This is a genomic window from Spirillospora sp. NPDC046719 (assembly GCF_040645715.1).
GTDB lineage: Bacteria > Actinomycetota > Actinomycetes > Streptosporangiales > Streptosporangiaceae > Spirillospora.
On record NZ_JBEYYT010000053.1, the window covers coordinates 22,198 to 35,408 of the forward strand.

The window sequence follows — 13,211 nt, forward strand, 5'->3', positions numbered from 1 at the left end:
CTTCTCCTCATCGCTCCTGGCATTGGCACCTTGCCGCGAAGGCAGGTTGCCGGACCGTCCCAGGGCCAGGTCCCTCAGGTCCTCTAGATGATCACAACGCCCAGATCCTGCCCCGCACCACCACCGCCCGTCAACACGTTTCCGGGCGCCTCGCCTCCCCGTCACCACCGACGGACATCCCGTCACCGGTACACCGATGCGTTCTCGATTGAGATTCTCACCTCAAGGTCTAACCGTCGACATAAAAGTGTCCCGGTGGTCATTGCACGGGAGGCGCTACGCGCTACTATCCCGTCGTCTCCTCCGGTTCGCCGTCCTCAACTCGACGCCCACACCATTGGTCTTGGTTTATTGCCAACTGTCCGATTTTACAGTAGTTAGACAGCTGATCAATGTCCGAAATGCTGGAGCAAACTCCCGCGAAACCGGCGTCCAGGTCGCTAACCTCTAGCCGACCGCGGACCCCCGCGTCATGGTCGCGACGAAGGGACCAGGACATGCCCGCATCGACGGATGAGAACAACGGAAGTGCCGGCGGGCCCGCGTCAGGCGCACCCGATCCGGCTTGGCGCAAGGGCTCACATTGCCCGGGAACCACGGAGTGCACGGGAGAGACGAACTGCGTCGAGGTGAGCCGGCTTTCTTCTGAGCTGATCGGGCTGCGGGACTCCGCACAGCCGGAGGTGGTCCTGCCCCTCTCCCGCCAGCGGTTCTCAGCGCTGCTCCAAGAGATCATCGACCGTACCGGCCATTGACCGCCGTGGACGTCCCGGCGCAGGTCGGAGGGGTCAGCGAGGCTCCCACTCCTCGGCCGCCCGCGCGATCCGGCGCCGGGACTCCTCGGCGGAGAGCGAGACCGACCTGAGCGCGTCCCAGCACAATCGGTACGTGTGCGTGGCCCCGTCGTCCTGGAGTACCGCCATGGTCACGAGATTGTCCAAGTAGACGACATCCGGAAAGACGACATCGTAGGCGGGGGCGAACTCGAGAAGCGTGAATGTGTCCGAGAAAATCGGTTCCCGGTCGACATCCAGCGGCAGCACGTGGACGTGCACGTTCGACAACTCGGCAAGGTCGAGAAGATCGATCATCTGCCTTTGCATGATGTCGCGGCCACCGATGTCGCGCAACAGCACGGACTCATCTATCACGGCGGAGAGGGTCAGCGGATTCTCGCGGCGCAATATCTCCTGTCGTCGCATGCGCAGATCCAGCCGGCGTTCGACCTGCCGCGGCGTGGAAACGGCGATGATCCGGCCGCTGTCCAATATCCGGTGGGCGTACTCTCTGTTCTGCAGGAGTCCAGGAATGGCGTACGTCCCGAAGGTCAGGGCAGTATGCGCCTCGTCCTCCAGCGCGACATAGGTACCGAACTCACCGGACAGGACGTCCCGGTACTCGGCCCACCAGCCCTGCTCCGTGGCGGCCTGCGCGAGGGCCAGCACCTCGCCTTTGTGACCCTCGTCCACCCGGTACAGCTCCAGCAGCAGCCGAACGTCCGAGACCCGCACGCCGATCCGGGCGTTCTCGATCCGGCTCAGCTTGGAGGCCGACCAGTCGAGCCGATCCGCGATCTCCTCGACCGTCCGGCCGAGTCGCTCCCGCAACCTCCGCAACTCGATGCCGAGGCGGCGACGGCGGACGGTCGGGGCTGCGGCCACCCTGCCTCCCGGCGAATCGGTTCGGCCTTCCGGCCCGGGCCGATCTGCACGTTGCAGGGCAACGATAACCGCGCGCTCCCTGGATCACCAGACCTCGCGGAAAAGCGGTTCCCCACCTTTGACATCATTCTGTCTCACTGGAAGTCGTCAACCTTGCCAGACGGATACAGAGGCGATCCACGGGCCATGCATGTCGCCGTGCACCTTGCACGGCTTCGAGAACCGGTTGCAGACTATTGCCGGAGGATCTAACAGCAGAGCGAATTTGGGGGCGCTCAGGTGAGCGGCAACCCGGTGCACAGAAGCATTCTGGCCGTCGACCTGGAGAACTCGACGGGGGTGCTCCGCACGAACCCGATCAAGGAGGAACTGCGGAGCCAGATCTACGGCCAGGTGAAGCGGGCCATGGCGTCCGCGGGCATCGACGAGCGTTGGTGCGACCCGTTCGAGGACCGCGGAGACGGCGTCCTCGCCCTGTTCCATCCGGTCGACGAGCTGCCGAAGACCCGGCTGCTCTCCCGTCTCGTCCCGACCCTCGCCCGGCAGCTGGCCGACTACAACGAGTCGATTTCGGCGGCGGACCGGCCGAGCAGGTGCATGCGCCTGCGAGCCGTCGTGCACGCGGGTGAGATCCACCGGGACGAGAACGGTCCGTTCGGCGAGGCCATCGACCTGGCCTGCCGATTACTGGACGCGCCGAGACTGAAGAAATGCCTGCGGTCGAGCACTTCACCGCTCGTTCTCGCGGTCTCCGAGGACATCTACTGGGGAATCGTCAAGCATGGATACGACGGGATATGCCCTGCGGCGTACCGCCCTGACCTGAGGGTCTCGGTCGCCTCGCGGCGGCGCCAGGGATTCGTCCATGTGCCGCAAGAGGCTTCGGGAACGCCCGAGGACCGGACAATGGCGGTCGCGTGAGACGGCGTTCTCGCCATAATGGCTCAGCCGGTTGAAGCGGAGGTGCCATGTCCGTCGAGGTGGCCGCGTTGCGGGTGGGGGCGTCGGTGGCGCGGCTGGCCGTCGGGCGATGGCTCGCCGGACGCTCCACCAGGGACGCCGCCGGCAAGGACCTCACCGAACTGATCAGGACCGGGTTCCCGGACGAGATCAAGCGGCGGCGCGTCCAGCGGCAGTTCGAGGGCATCGCCGACGCGGTGGCCGAGCGGCTCCTGACGTTCGCGGGCACCGAATTCGGCGGCCTCACCGACGGCGACCGCGACGCCGCGCTGTTCGAGGTCGTCCGGACGCTCGACAACGCCGACCTCTCGGACGACGCCCTCTTCGCGGCGGACGCCGACCCGGTGAAGCTCGCGCGCGGCCTGCGGTCGCGGCTTCCCGCGCGGCGCGCCGAGTTCGAGTTGGGCGAGGTCGGCGCCCACCTTTACGAAGTAATACTCGACGAGTGCTGCGACTGCCTGGCGCGCATCGTCATCCACCTGCCGGAGTTCGCGCCGCGCGCGTCCGCCGAGATGCTCGGACGGCTCAGCGGGCTCGCCGACCAGGTCGGAGCCGTCCTCGCCCGGCTTCCGGCACGCACCCTCACCGCCCCCGAAGGCGAGGCGGACGACGAGGAGTTCACGCGCCGCTACCTCGCGTCCATCAGCGAATCCCTCGACACGCTGGAACTGTTCGGCGTCCGGTTCGAGCGGCTCACGCGCCCGCAGACCACGCTCAGCGTCGCCTACATCAGCCTGAACGTCTCCGACGAGAGCGCGCGCAGCCTGCACCGGGCGCCGCAGGCCGTACCCCTCAGCGAATGGCGCGACCAGGCGCGCACGGGCGCCGTCCGCGTCGAGGCCGCATTGGGCGACCACCGGCTGATGTTGCTGCGCGGCGAAGCGGGCGGCGGCAAAAGCACTCTGCTGCGGTGGCTCGCCATCACGGCGGCGCGCGGATCCTTCACCGGCCCGCTCAGCGAGTGGAACGGCTCCGTCCCCTTCCTCATCAAGCTCCGCAGCCACGCGGGCGGCGCGCTGCCGCGTCCGGAAGAGTTCCTCGACGACGTCGCCGGCAACCTCGCCGGGATCATGCCGCGCGGCTGGGTGCACCGGCGGCTGCTGTCCGGCCGTGCACTGCTCCTCGTGGACGGCGTCGACGAGGTGACAAGCGCCCAGCGGCAGGCCGTCCGGCAATGGCTGAAAGGACTCGTCACCGAGTTCCCCGGCATCCGCGTCATCGTGACGTCGCGTCCGGCCGCCGCCGCTTCCGACTGGCTCCGTGCCGAGGGCTTCGCGACCGCCTTCCTAGAGCAGCTCGCTCCGGCGGACGTGCGGACGCTCGTCCAGCACTGGCACAACGCCGTCCGCGACTGCGCCGACATCCCGTGCACGCCGGAACGCCTGCCGTCCTACGAGGCCCGGCTGCTCGCACGCCTCGAAGCGGCCCCTCACCTGCGGACTCTCGCGTCCAGCCCACTGCTCGCCGCGATGCTCTGCGCGCTCAACCTCGACCGCGAGGCGCTCCCCCGCAACCGCATGGGCCTCTACACGGCCGCGCTCGACATGCTGCTGGAGACACGGGACACCAAACGGGGCATCCCGAGCGTCCTCGAACGCGACCAGAAGATCCGGATCCTCCAGGACATCGCCTGGCACCTCTCGACCAGCGCCCGTGTCGAGCTGCCGAAGCCGATGGTCGAACGCCTGGTCGCGGACCGGCTCGCCTCGATGCCGCAGGTCCGCGTCCCGGCGGAGAAGGTTCTGGACGAACTGCTCCAGCGCAGCGGCGTCCTGCGCGAACCGGTGCCCGGACGCATCGACTTCGTCCACCGGACCGTCCAGGAGTACCTCGCCGCCAAGCAGGCCGCCGACCTCGGCGACATGGACCTGCTCGTCCAGAACGCCCACCGCGACACCTGGCGCGAGACCGTCATCATGGCCGCCGGCCACGCCAACGAGCCCCTACGCCGCGAACTGCTCACAGGCATCCTCGCCCGTGCGCACACGGAGAAGCGGCGTGCCCGCGCCCTGAAGCTGGTCGCCGTCGCCTGCCTGGAGACGCTCCCCTCCGTCCCCGACGACCTGCGCGAAGACCTCGACCGCTGCCTGGACGACCTCATCCCGCCCCGCGACGAAGCCTCCGCCCGCTCCCTCGCCACCGGCGGCGAACCCGTCCTCCACCGCCTCCCCCAAACCCTGGACGGCCTCACCGAAGCGGCCGCCAGGGCGACGGTCGAGGTGGCATGGTTGATCAATGGGCCACAGGCACTCGACGTCCTGGCCCGCTACGCCCCGGACATCCGCTGGGATGTGCAGGAGCAGGTGGCGAAGGCATGGAAGTATTTCGACGCCGAGGAGTTCGCCGTCGACGTCCTTGGGAAGCTCCCCGCCGGCAGGCGGCTCATTGTGTCCCACGGCAGCCAGTTGAGCGCCTTGGACAGAGTGTCACCGCTAGCGGACCTCACTGTCGACTTGAGCGATGCCTACGAGCTAGGTTTCCTCGGCCCGCATGCGAGCACCCTCACCTCGCTCTCACTGCGCTCAAAGAGCGCGATCAACTTGGAGCCTCTCTCGACACTCCGGGAGCTGCGCCAGCTCTATGTGAACTGCCGTGTCGAGAGCCTGGCCTTCCTCCGCGCCATCCCCCAGCTCGCCACGCTTTGGCTAAACGACTGTCAGGAAGTCGCCGACTACTCTCCGCTGCAGCGCCAGCGTAAACTGACCAACCTTCTGATGCACGGCTGCTCGCAGCTCACGACCATCGGCGTCATTCCCGGCATGGGGTCCCTACGGTCGCTTGGAGTCAGCGACTCCAACCTGGTCGAGGGCCTCGACGAGGTCTGCGACGCCGCTCCTAATCTGAAGCAACTCTTCTTGAGCAACTGTGATTGGGTGACCGACCTCCGCCCCCTGGTAGGTCTCCCGTTGATCAACCTGCACATGGACGGCTGCCGCCGCGCAGACAACTTCGACACGGTCGCGTCGCTGCCCTCGCTCGAATGGCTGAGCATGGACGAGACCGACATCCGCGATCTTGAGCCAATGCGGCCGCTCTCCCGGCTCTCGAGGCTGTGGCTTCGGCGCTGCGGGCTCGTTGAGGATCTTCGGCCACTCGGATCACTGCCGCGCCTACGGCATCTTCACCTCCAGAACGCCGCGCCGGGGCTCGACCTGTCGCCGCTTGCCAGGAACCGGAAGCTGACCGTCTACATCGCTCCGGGGCAGGAGGTGCGGGGTGCCGAGGCGCTAGGGCGGCGGTTGAAGGTCTCCTGAGCCGACCGGTCCGCTTCCCTCGGCGGCCGCCGCGTCAGCGCACGTGCGCGGCGGGCCGGGGCGGCCTGCGCGGGCGGCGCCATCGCGGTGCGGGTGGGGCTGGGTGGGTGGTTACGGAAAGTTGTCGGGAATTTTCGGCATACGGGCGATGAGTTCTTCGTAGAGCGCTGGTCTGCCTGTGCGTCCGCTTCGGAACGCTCTGTAGGGAGGGGGAGACCTCGATGTCGGATGCGTCACACTGTGTTGACCTCGAGTGCGGTCGAGGTCGGACGCTGGACGCCGGGGAGCAGCACAGACCCCGGTCAGACTGTCGGACCCTCCTGGAATAGTCCTGAAGGCCGCGAAGTTTACTCGTTCGCGAAAGTGTCAGTCTCTGCAGTATTTTGCTGCGGTATCCCCGAGAACGTTCCCCGGTCCTTGCGTGCCCGCGTGCACGGGCCCTGACGATTGGAAGAGAGTTGACCGCTCCCGCGTCTTCGCAGACGGCGGACGGCCCGCTGGAGGACTCGGCCCCTGGCGGCGGGCTGGACCGCGGCGTGCTCGCGGTGGCCATGTGCGTCGTCCTCGGCGCGATCATGTCCATCCTCGACGTCACGGTCGTCAACGTCGCGATCAATGACCTGACCAAGGAGTTCGACGCCCCGCTGGCGACCATCCAGTGGGTCGCGACCGGATACACCCTCGCGCTGGCCACGGTGATCCCGATCACCGGCTGGGCGGCGGCCCGGTTCGGCACCAAGCGGCTCTACATGATCTCGATCGCGCTGTTCGTGATCGGCTCGATGCTGGCGGGGCTGGCCTGGTCGGCGACCTCGCTGATCGTGTTCCGCGTCCTGCAGGGCCTCGGCGGCGGCATGATCATGCCCGCCGGCATGACGATCCTGACGCAGGCCGCCGGCCCGAAGCGGGTCGGCCAGGTGATGAGCGTCGTCGGCATCCCGATGCTGCTCGGCCCGATCCTCGGCCCCATCCTCGGCGGCTGGCTGGTCGACGACGTGTCGTGGCGGTGGATCTTCTTCATCAACCTGCCGATCGGCATCGTCGCGCTGGCCATGTCCGCGCGGATCCTGAAGAAGGACCAGCCGCAGCGGGCCGAGCGCCTCGACATCCTGGGCCTGGTCCTGCTGTCCCCCGGCCTCGCCGCCCTGATCTACGGCCTGGCCAAGGGCGCCGAGCTGAAGGACTTCACCAAGCCGGACGGGCTGATCCCCACGGTGGTCGGCGCCGTCCTGGTGATCGCGTTCGTGTTCCGGGCGCTGAACGCCAAGAGCCCGCTGATCGACCTGCGGCTGCTCAAGCGCCGCTCGGTGGTCGCCGCGTCCGGCACGATGGTGCTGTTCATGGCGGCGTTCATGGGCGCGATGCTGCTGCTGCCGCTGTACTACCAGACGGTGCGCGGGCAGGGCGCCCTGCACTCCGGCCTGCTGCTGGCCCCGCAGGGCCTCGGCGCCATGGTCACCATGCCGATCGGCGGCAAGCTGACCGACCGCATCGGCCCGGGCCGCGTGGTCCTGGTCGGCCTGGTCGTGGTGGTGCTGTCGGTGGCGGGCTTCGCCGCGATCCTGGAGGCCGACACGTCCTTCTGGGCGCTCGGCGCGGTGCTGTTCGTCATGGGCCTCGGCATGGGCATGACGATGATGCCGACCATGGCGGCCGCGATCCAGACCCTGGAGCACGACGAGGTTCCGCGGGCCAGCACGATGCTGAACATCATCCAGCAGGTGTCGACGTCCCTCGGCACCGCGCTGATCTCGGTGCTGCTGGCCAACAAGCTGGCGTCCAACCTCAAGCCGTTCGGCGGGGGCGGCCAGGCGAACCCGGGCCAGAAGGTCCCGGAGGCGATCATGCAGAAGATCGCCGGGCCGATGGCGGACGCGTTCCAGCACACCTACTGGTACGCGGTGGCGCTGCTGGCGCTGGCCTTCATCCCGGCGCTGCTCCTGCCGCGCAGGCGGCCGGACACCACCGCCGCCGCGGAGAAGCCCGAAGTGCCGATCGCGATGCACTAGGACGCCTCTGGCGTCTGCCGAGCCCCGGTCCGGGAACCTGTTCCCGGACCGGGGCTTTCGCCGTTCGCGGGGCCTCTCAGCGCCGTCCATGGACGGTTCCAACGCCGCGGTCAGGCGGTCGCGGCGCTCTGGTCCTTCCAGTACTCGTCGCGGAGCAGGCGCTTGTAGAGCTTGCCGGTGGGGTGGCGCGGGAGCTCGGCCCGGAAGTCGACGGAGCGCGGGCACTTGTAGTGGGCGAGGTGGTCGCGGCAGTAGGCGATCAGCTCGGCCTCCAGTTCCGGGCCCGCGTCCGCCATGGACGACGGCTGGACGACGGCCTTGACGGCCTCGCCCATCTCGGTGTCGGGGACGCCGAACACCGCGACGTCGGCGACCTTGGGGTGCACCGCGAGGACGTTCTCGGCCTCCTGCGGGTAGATGTTCACCCCGCCGCTGATGATCATGTAGGAGCGGCGGTCGGTGAGGTAGAGGAAGCCGTCCTCGTCGACCCGGCCGATGTCGCCGAGGGTCGTCCAGCCGTGCCCCCAGGGGTCGCGGGACGCGGCGGTCTTGGCCTCGTCGCCGTGGTACTCGAACTTCGGCCCGCCGCCGAAGTAGAGCGTGCCGGGGGTGCCGGGCGGCTGCTCGGCGCCGTCCTCGTCCAGGACGTGGATCTCGCCGAGGATCGGGCGCCCGACCGTGCCCTTGTGCGCCAGCCAGTCCTCGGAGTTGGTGTAGACGAAGCAGTTGCCTTCGGTGCCCGCGTAGTACTCGTGCAGGATCGGGCCCCACCAGTCGATCATCCGCTCCTTGACCGGGACGGGGCAGGGCGCGGCGGCGTGCACGGCGCAGGCCAGGCTCGACAGGTCGTACTTGGCGCGGACCTCGTCCGGGAGCTTCAGCATCCGGATGAACATGGTCGGCACCCACTGGCTGTGCGTGACGCGGTACTTCTCGATCGCGGCGAGGGCCTGCTCGGCGTCGAACTTCTCCATGACCACGACGGTGGCGCCGCACCGCTGGAAGACCAGCGAGTAGCGCAGGGGCGCGGCGTGGTACAGCGGCGCCGGGGACAGGTAGACCGAGTCCTCGCCGGCCCCGAACAGCCCGGTGATGAGCGTGTAGAGCGGGCCGGCGGTGCCCATGGGGGCCTGCGTGAGCGGCGGCTTGACGCCCTTGGGGCGGCCGGTCGTGCCCGAGGAGTAGAGCATGTCCTGCCCCTCGCACTCGTGCTCGATCGGCTCGGCCGGGTGCGCGGCGACGCGGTCCTCGTAGGAGTCGTAGCCCGGTGCCGTGCCGCCGAGCATCAGGCGCAGCGGCACGTCCGGCGGGTCCTGCGCGGCGGCCTCCATCGACGCGCTGGTGATGAAGGCCCTGGCTTCGCAGTTGCCCACGATGTAGGCGAGCTCCTCGGGCTGGAGCCGGGAGCTGATGGCGGTGTAGTAGAGCCCGGACCGCTGGGCGGCCCAGGCGACCGCCAGGTAGAGCGGATGGTTCTCCAGCATGAAGGCGATGTGGTCCCCTGGCCGGAGCCCTTCCGCGTGGAGCAGTCGCGCGAGCCGGTTGGACTCGTCGTTCAGTTCCCGGAAGGTGACGACCCGGCCGGAGCCCGCCATGATGACGGCGGGCTTGTCGGGCGTCTGCGCCGCTACGTGCCCCAGGTGCATGGCCGCACGCTACCGGCCCGGACGGGCGAATGGAATCCCGTTCGGTTTATGGGACGGTCAGACCAGCATGTGGTCGAAGTCCCCGTCCTTGGCTCCGCCCACGAACGCCTCCACCTCCTCGCGCGTGTAGACGAGCACGGCCCCCTCCGGGTCCCGGGAGTTGCGCACGGCGATCTCCCCGTTCGGGAGTTCGGCCATCTCGACGCAGTTCCCGCTGGGGTTGCTGCGCCGGCTCTTCTGCCAGACCAGCCCGTCGCGCCAGTCCGACATCTGGTGGCCGTCCATCGTTTGTGCCCCCTCAGGCGTCTCAGCCTCCCCTGACGGGAAGGCCGCGATCTCGCCCCACCCCACACCATGGTACGAGATGCACGTGCATTCGTTCTTGCATTCGTTCATGCAGACGGTCTTGCATCTGCACGACTTGGGGAGCAAGATAGCGAACGCTCGCCGGTACCGACCCAGCACGCCTTCGAGGTTCGAGAAATGACCGTTGACCAGGCAGACGACGTCGCGGCCCATGCCGCCAGGGGCGGCCGCGGACCGCGGCACGCCGTGCACGCGCCCTGGCCGGACGCTCCGCCGCCGCCCGCGCGACCGAACACTCCCGCGAGCGCCCCGGTGGCCGCGGCCGGCCTGGCCGGGCTGTGGCCCGCCGCGTACGCCGGCACCCCGCGCACCGCGCGCCGCGTGTTGCCCGCGGAGATCACCGCGCCCCGCACGGCGCGCGAGTTCACCCAGGCCACGCTGCGCGAGTGGGGCCTCGGCGAGGGCGCCGAGGACGTGGTCGTCGCCGTCTCCGAACTGGTGACCAACGCGCTGCGGCACGGCCTGGAGGGGCTCCCTCAGCCGCTGCCGCTGTGCCCGATCCAGGTCGTCCTCGTGGGGCACCCGCGGCGGCTCGTCGTCACGGTGACCGACCCGGGGGCGCGCGCGCCCGAGGCTCTGCCCGCCGACCCCGACCGCTTCGTCGAAGGCGGCCGGGGCCTGCTCGTCGTGAGCGGCGTCAGCGACGCGTGGGGCTGGGCGCGGCTGTCCACCGGAGGGAAGGCCGTGTGGGCCTCCTTCGACCTGCGGGTCAGCCCTCCGCGGCGCTGACCGGCGAGGGCACCGACCGGACCGGGCGCTCCAGCTCGCTGAGGAAGTCCTGCGCCCAGCGGTCCACGTCGTGCTCGATGACCCGCCGGCGCATCGACCGCATCCGCCGGGCCTGCTCGGCGGGCTCGGCGTTCAGGGCCGCCAGAAGCGTGCCCTTCAACCCGTCGATGTCGTAGGGATTGACCTGGAAGGCGCCCCGCTTCAACTCCGCGGCGGCGCCGGCGAACTCGCTGAGAACCAGCGAGCCGCGCAGGTCGCGGCGGCAGGCCACGTACTCCTTGGCCACCAGGTTCATCCCGTCGCGCAGCGGCGTGACGACCATCACGTCCGCCGCCAGGTAGAGCGCGGTCAGCTCGGCGCGGTCGTACGAGCTGTGCAGATAGTGAATGACCGGAAAGCCGATTTCGCCGTATTCGCCGTTGATCCGGCCGACCTGCTGCTCGATCTCCTCGCGCAGCAGCTGGTACTGCTCCACGCGTTCCCGGCTCGGCGTCGCGATCTGCACGAACACCGCCTGGCCCGGCTTGAGGTGGCCGTCGCCGAACAGCTCCCCGAACGCCTGCAGCCGCTGGGTGATGCCCTTGGTGTAGTCGAGCCGGTCGACGCCGAGCAGCACCGTCGCGTCCCCGAGGTCGCCGCGGATCTCCTGCGCGCGCTCGGCCACGTCGGGGCGCCCGACCAGCTCGTTCAGCTCGCCGACGTCCACCGAGATGGGGAACGCGCGGGCGCGCACGACCCGGTCGTCCCAGAACACGTCCTGCTTGGAGTAGCGGGTGTCCAGCAGCCGCCGGCACAGCCGCACGAAGTTCGCCGCCGCGCCGGGCAGCTGGAAGCCGACCAGGTCCGCGCCGAGCAGCCCTTCGAGGATCTGCCGCCGCCACGGCAGCTGCCAGAACAGCTCGACCGGCGGGAACGGGATGTGCAGGAAGAAGCCGATGCGCAGGTCGGGGCGGAGCGCGCGCAGCATCGCCGGGACGAGCTGGAGCTGGTAGTCCTGCACCCAGACGATCGCGCCGTCGGCCGCGACCTTCGCCGCCGCCTCCGCGAACCGCCGGTTCACGCGCACATAGGCGTCCCACATGGCGCGGTCGTAGACGGGCGGGGCGATCACGTCGTGATAGAGCGGCCACAGCGTGGCATTTGAGAAGCCCTCGTAATAGAGCGCGACCTCCTCGGCGGACTGCGCGATCGGGTGGAGCGACATGCCGTCCTCTTCGAACGGCTCCAGCTCCTCGCCGGGCGCGCCCGTCCAGCCGATCCATGTGCCGTTCCTGCGCCGCATCACCGGGGCGATGGCGCTGACGAGCCCGCCGGGGCTGCGCCGCCATGCCGGAACCCCGTCCGGCCCGACGTTCCGGTCCACCGGAAGCCGATTGGCCACCACAACGAACTCACTACCGCGCGACACCAGCGACCCGCCTCTCCAGGAACTCTCGGTCATCACCATGCCCAGAAACGGTCATCGGGAACATTGTGTCAGTTCGACGTTAAGACCCGATGACAGCAAACCGGGATGTCAGGGAGGCGGGGCGCCCACGGCCCGGATTTGGAGCGGACCATATCCCTTTCCAGGCTGGTGACGGTTGTTTACCCGAATGTCACCTTCCCTGTGCGGCGGCCAGAAAAAGTTGTGTAGATCACACTGACGCAGCCCGGGCCGACGCGGCCCGCAGGCGCAAGTGCCCGCCCGGTGCTTGCGGAACCGCCTGGTAACGGCCCTCCGGAGCACTCTCCAGGGCGGCGAGCTGAGCCGACACCACGCGCATGGCGTTCGCCTGGGCGCGCGCGGGGTCAGGGTCGCGTCCGTACGCGCCGATGCGGGTCGGTTCGTGGAGCACCCGGAGCATGGTCTGGGCGTTCGGCTCCCGGGTGCAGTACAGGTCGATGCGGACGTCCCCGGGGTCGACGGGCGCGGGCTCGGCGTCGGGCAAGACGGTGACGCGCACAGGGCCGGCGCCGGGGCCGTCGGCCGTGCGCGCCGGCCCGTTGCCGGCCTTCAGGATCGACCACGGACCGGGCCCCTCCTCCCCCGCCGTGACCTCCAGCATCGCCCAGTGCGGCGGCGGGTCGTTGTAGAGGTGCTCGGCGCGCCAGCCACGGTCGCGCGCGTCCTCCCGGTAGGCGTCCACGACGGCCTGGACGTGGTCGCCGTCCTCCGCGTCGATCAGCACGATCGCGTCGTACGGGTCGAAGGGATCGCGGGCGGCGACGGCGGCGGCCAGGTCCGCCCGCAGGGACGCCGCCTCCCGCTCGATCCGGTCGGCCTCGGCGCGCCAGGCGGGATCGGCGGCGAGACCGCGTGCGTCCCGCAGATCGTCCAGGAGGGCCCGGAGGCGCAGCGCGTCCTCGTTCAGCGGCCGCAGTGCCGCCGCGCAACGGCGCAGCCTGCGCGCGCGCCGGAAGTCCCGATGGACGTGGGGGTCGGCCAGCCGCGCCTCCAGACCGGCGTATTCGGCCGTCACCGCCTCCCACGCGTCCATGGGGACATCCTGGCAACACCCCGGCCCCTGCGCGCGGGAATTAGCGCGCACGGGGCGGGACCCCACGGAGAAGACGCCCGCGGGCTGCCCTGCGGGGTCATAGCTC

General features: G+C 69.5%; 10 protein-coding genes and 1 riboswitch. Of the genes, 5 read left to right on the forward strand and 5 right to left on the reverse strand.

Annotated elements, in window-relative coordinates; all coding sequences use genetic code 11:
* Positions 1 to 4: 4 nt before the first annotated feature.
* Positions 5 to 94, reverse strand: a riboswitch (SAM riboswitch).
* A gap of 403 nt (positions 95 to 497) precedes the next feature.
* Positions 498 to 755: a DUF397 domain-containing protein gene (locus ABZ914_RS12680; protein WP_500193101.1), complete on the forward strand. Its 258-nt coding sequence runs from the start codon at positions 498 to 500 to the stop codon at positions 753 to 755.
* 33 nt (positions 756 to 788) lie between these two features.
* On the opposite strand, the gene ABZ914_RS12685 is transcribed toward ABZ914_RS12680, so the two are convergent.
* On the reverse strand, positions 789 to 1,661 hold the full coding sequence (locus ABZ914_RS12685) for a helix-turn-helix domain-containing protein (protein WP_500193102.1): 873 nt from the start codon (positions 1,659 to 1,661) through the stop codon (positions 789 to 791).
* Between the two features lie 294 nt (positions 1,662 to 1,955).
* Here ABZ914_RS12685 and ABZ914_RS12690 point away from each other — a divergent pair, with 294 nt between their 5' ends.
* The 3 genes from ABZ914_RS12690 to ABZ914_RS12700 all read left to right on the forward strand — a co-directional run bounded on the left by ABZ914_RS12690 (position 1,956) and on the right by ABZ914_RS12700 (position 7,884).
* Entirely contained in the window at positions 1,956 to 2,582 is a 627-nt protein-coding gene (locus ABZ914_RS12690; RefSeq protein WP_387019543.1) for a hypothetical protein, read from the forward strand.
* A 47-nt stretch (positions 2,583 to 2,629) separates the two neighbouring features.
* Positions 2,630 to 5,875 carry an NACHT domain-containing protein gene (locus tag ABZ914_RS12695; RefSeq protein WP_500193103.1) on the forward strand — a complete coding sequence of 1,082 codons (3,246 nt, stop codon included), beginning with the start codon at positions 2,630 to 2,632 and terminating at the stop codon, positions 5,873 to 5,875.
* A gap of 458 nt (positions 5,876 to 6,333) precedes the next feature.
* The gene (locus tag ABZ914_RS12700; protein WP_500193104.1) at positions 6,334 to 7,884 is read left to right on the forward strand and encodes a DHA2 family efflux MFS transporter permease subunit; all 1,551 of its coding nucleotides are present in this window, start codon (positions 6,334 to 6,336) and stop codon (positions 7,882 to 7,884) included.
* Positions 7,885 to 7,994: 110 nt separating this feature from the next.
* Here ABZ914_RS12700 and ABZ914_RS12705 read toward each other — a convergent pair whose 3' ends face one another.
* Entirely contained in the window at positions 7,995 to 9,530 is a 1,536-nt protein-coding gene (locus ABZ914_RS12705; RefSeq protein WP_500193105.1) for an acyl-CoA synthetase, read from the reverse strand.
* Between the two features lie 57 nt (positions 9,531 to 9,587).
* Positions 9,588 to 9,815, reverse strand: a complete 228-nt coding sequence (locus ABZ914_RS12710; RefSeq protein ID WP_190858696.1) for a DUF397 domain-containing protein — start codon at positions 9,813 to 9,815, stop codon at positions 9,588 to 9,590.
* Between the two features lie 198 nt (positions 9,816 to 10,013).
* On the opposite strand from ABZ914_RS12710, the gene ABZ914_RS12715 reads away from it, so the two are divergent.
* Positions 10,014 to 10,625: an ATP-binding protein gene (locus ABZ914_RS12715; protein ID WP_190858694.1), complete on the forward strand. Its 612-nt coding sequence runs from the start codon at positions 10,014 to 10,016 to the stop codon at positions 10,623 to 10,625.
* Here the strand turns inward: ABZ914_RS12715 and ABZ914_RS12720 are convergent.
* Together ABZ914_RS12720 and ABZ914_RS12725 are read right to left on the reverse strand one after the other, a co-directional pair.
* Positions 10,606 to 12,066 (reverse strand): alpha,alpha-trehalose-phosphate synthase (UDP-forming), encoded by a 1,461-nt coding sequence (locus ABZ914_RS12720; protein ID WP_500193107.1) that lies wholly within the window; start codon positions 12,064 to 12,066, stop codon positions 10,606 to 10,608. The two genes, ABZ914_RS12715 and ABZ914_RS12720, sit on opposite strands and share 20 nt — an antisense overlap.
* 196 nt (positions 12,067 to 12,262) lie before the next feature.
* The gene (locus tag ABZ914_RS12725; protein ID WP_500193106.1) at positions 12,263 to 13,105 is read right to left on the reverse strand and encodes a PCRF domain-containing protein; all 843 of its coding nucleotides are present in this window, start codon (positions 13,103 to 13,105) and stop codon (positions 12,263 to 12,265) included.
* Between the last annotated feature and the right edge of the window lie 106 nt (positions 13,106 to 13,211).

Excerpts from the sequence above, each read along its gene's own strand:
- ABZ914_RS12725 (WP_500193106.1), bottom strand. The coding sequence starts at position 13,105 with ATGGACGCGTGGGAGGCGGTGACGGCCGAATACGCCGGTCTGGAGGCG.
- ABZ914_RS12715 (WP_190858694.1), top strand. The coding sequence starts at position 10,014 with ATGACCGTTGACCAGGCAGACGACGTCGCGGCCCATGCCGCCAGGGGC.
- ABZ914_RS12695 (WP_500193103.1), top strand. The coding sequence starts at position 2,630 with ATGTCCGTCGAGGTGGCCGCGTTGCGGGTGGGGGCGTCGGTGGCGCGG.
- ABZ914_RS12705 (WP_500193105.1), bottom strand. The coding sequence starts at position 9,530 with ATGCACCTGGGGCACGTAGCGGCGCAGACGCCCGACAAGCCCGCCGTC.
- ABZ914_RS12710 (WP_190858696.1), bottom strand. The coding sequence starts at position 9,815 with ATGGACGGCCACCAGATGTCGGACTGGCGCGACGGGCTGGTCTGGCAG.
- ABZ914_RS12680 (WP_500193101.1), top strand. The coding sequence starts at position 498 with ATGCCCGCATCGACGGATGAGAACAACGGAAGTGCCGGCGGGCCCGCG.
- ABZ914_RS12720 (WP_500193107.1), bottom strand. The coding sequence starts at position 12,066 with ATGACCGAGAGTTCCTGGAGAGGCGGGTCGCTGGTGTCGCGCGGTAGT.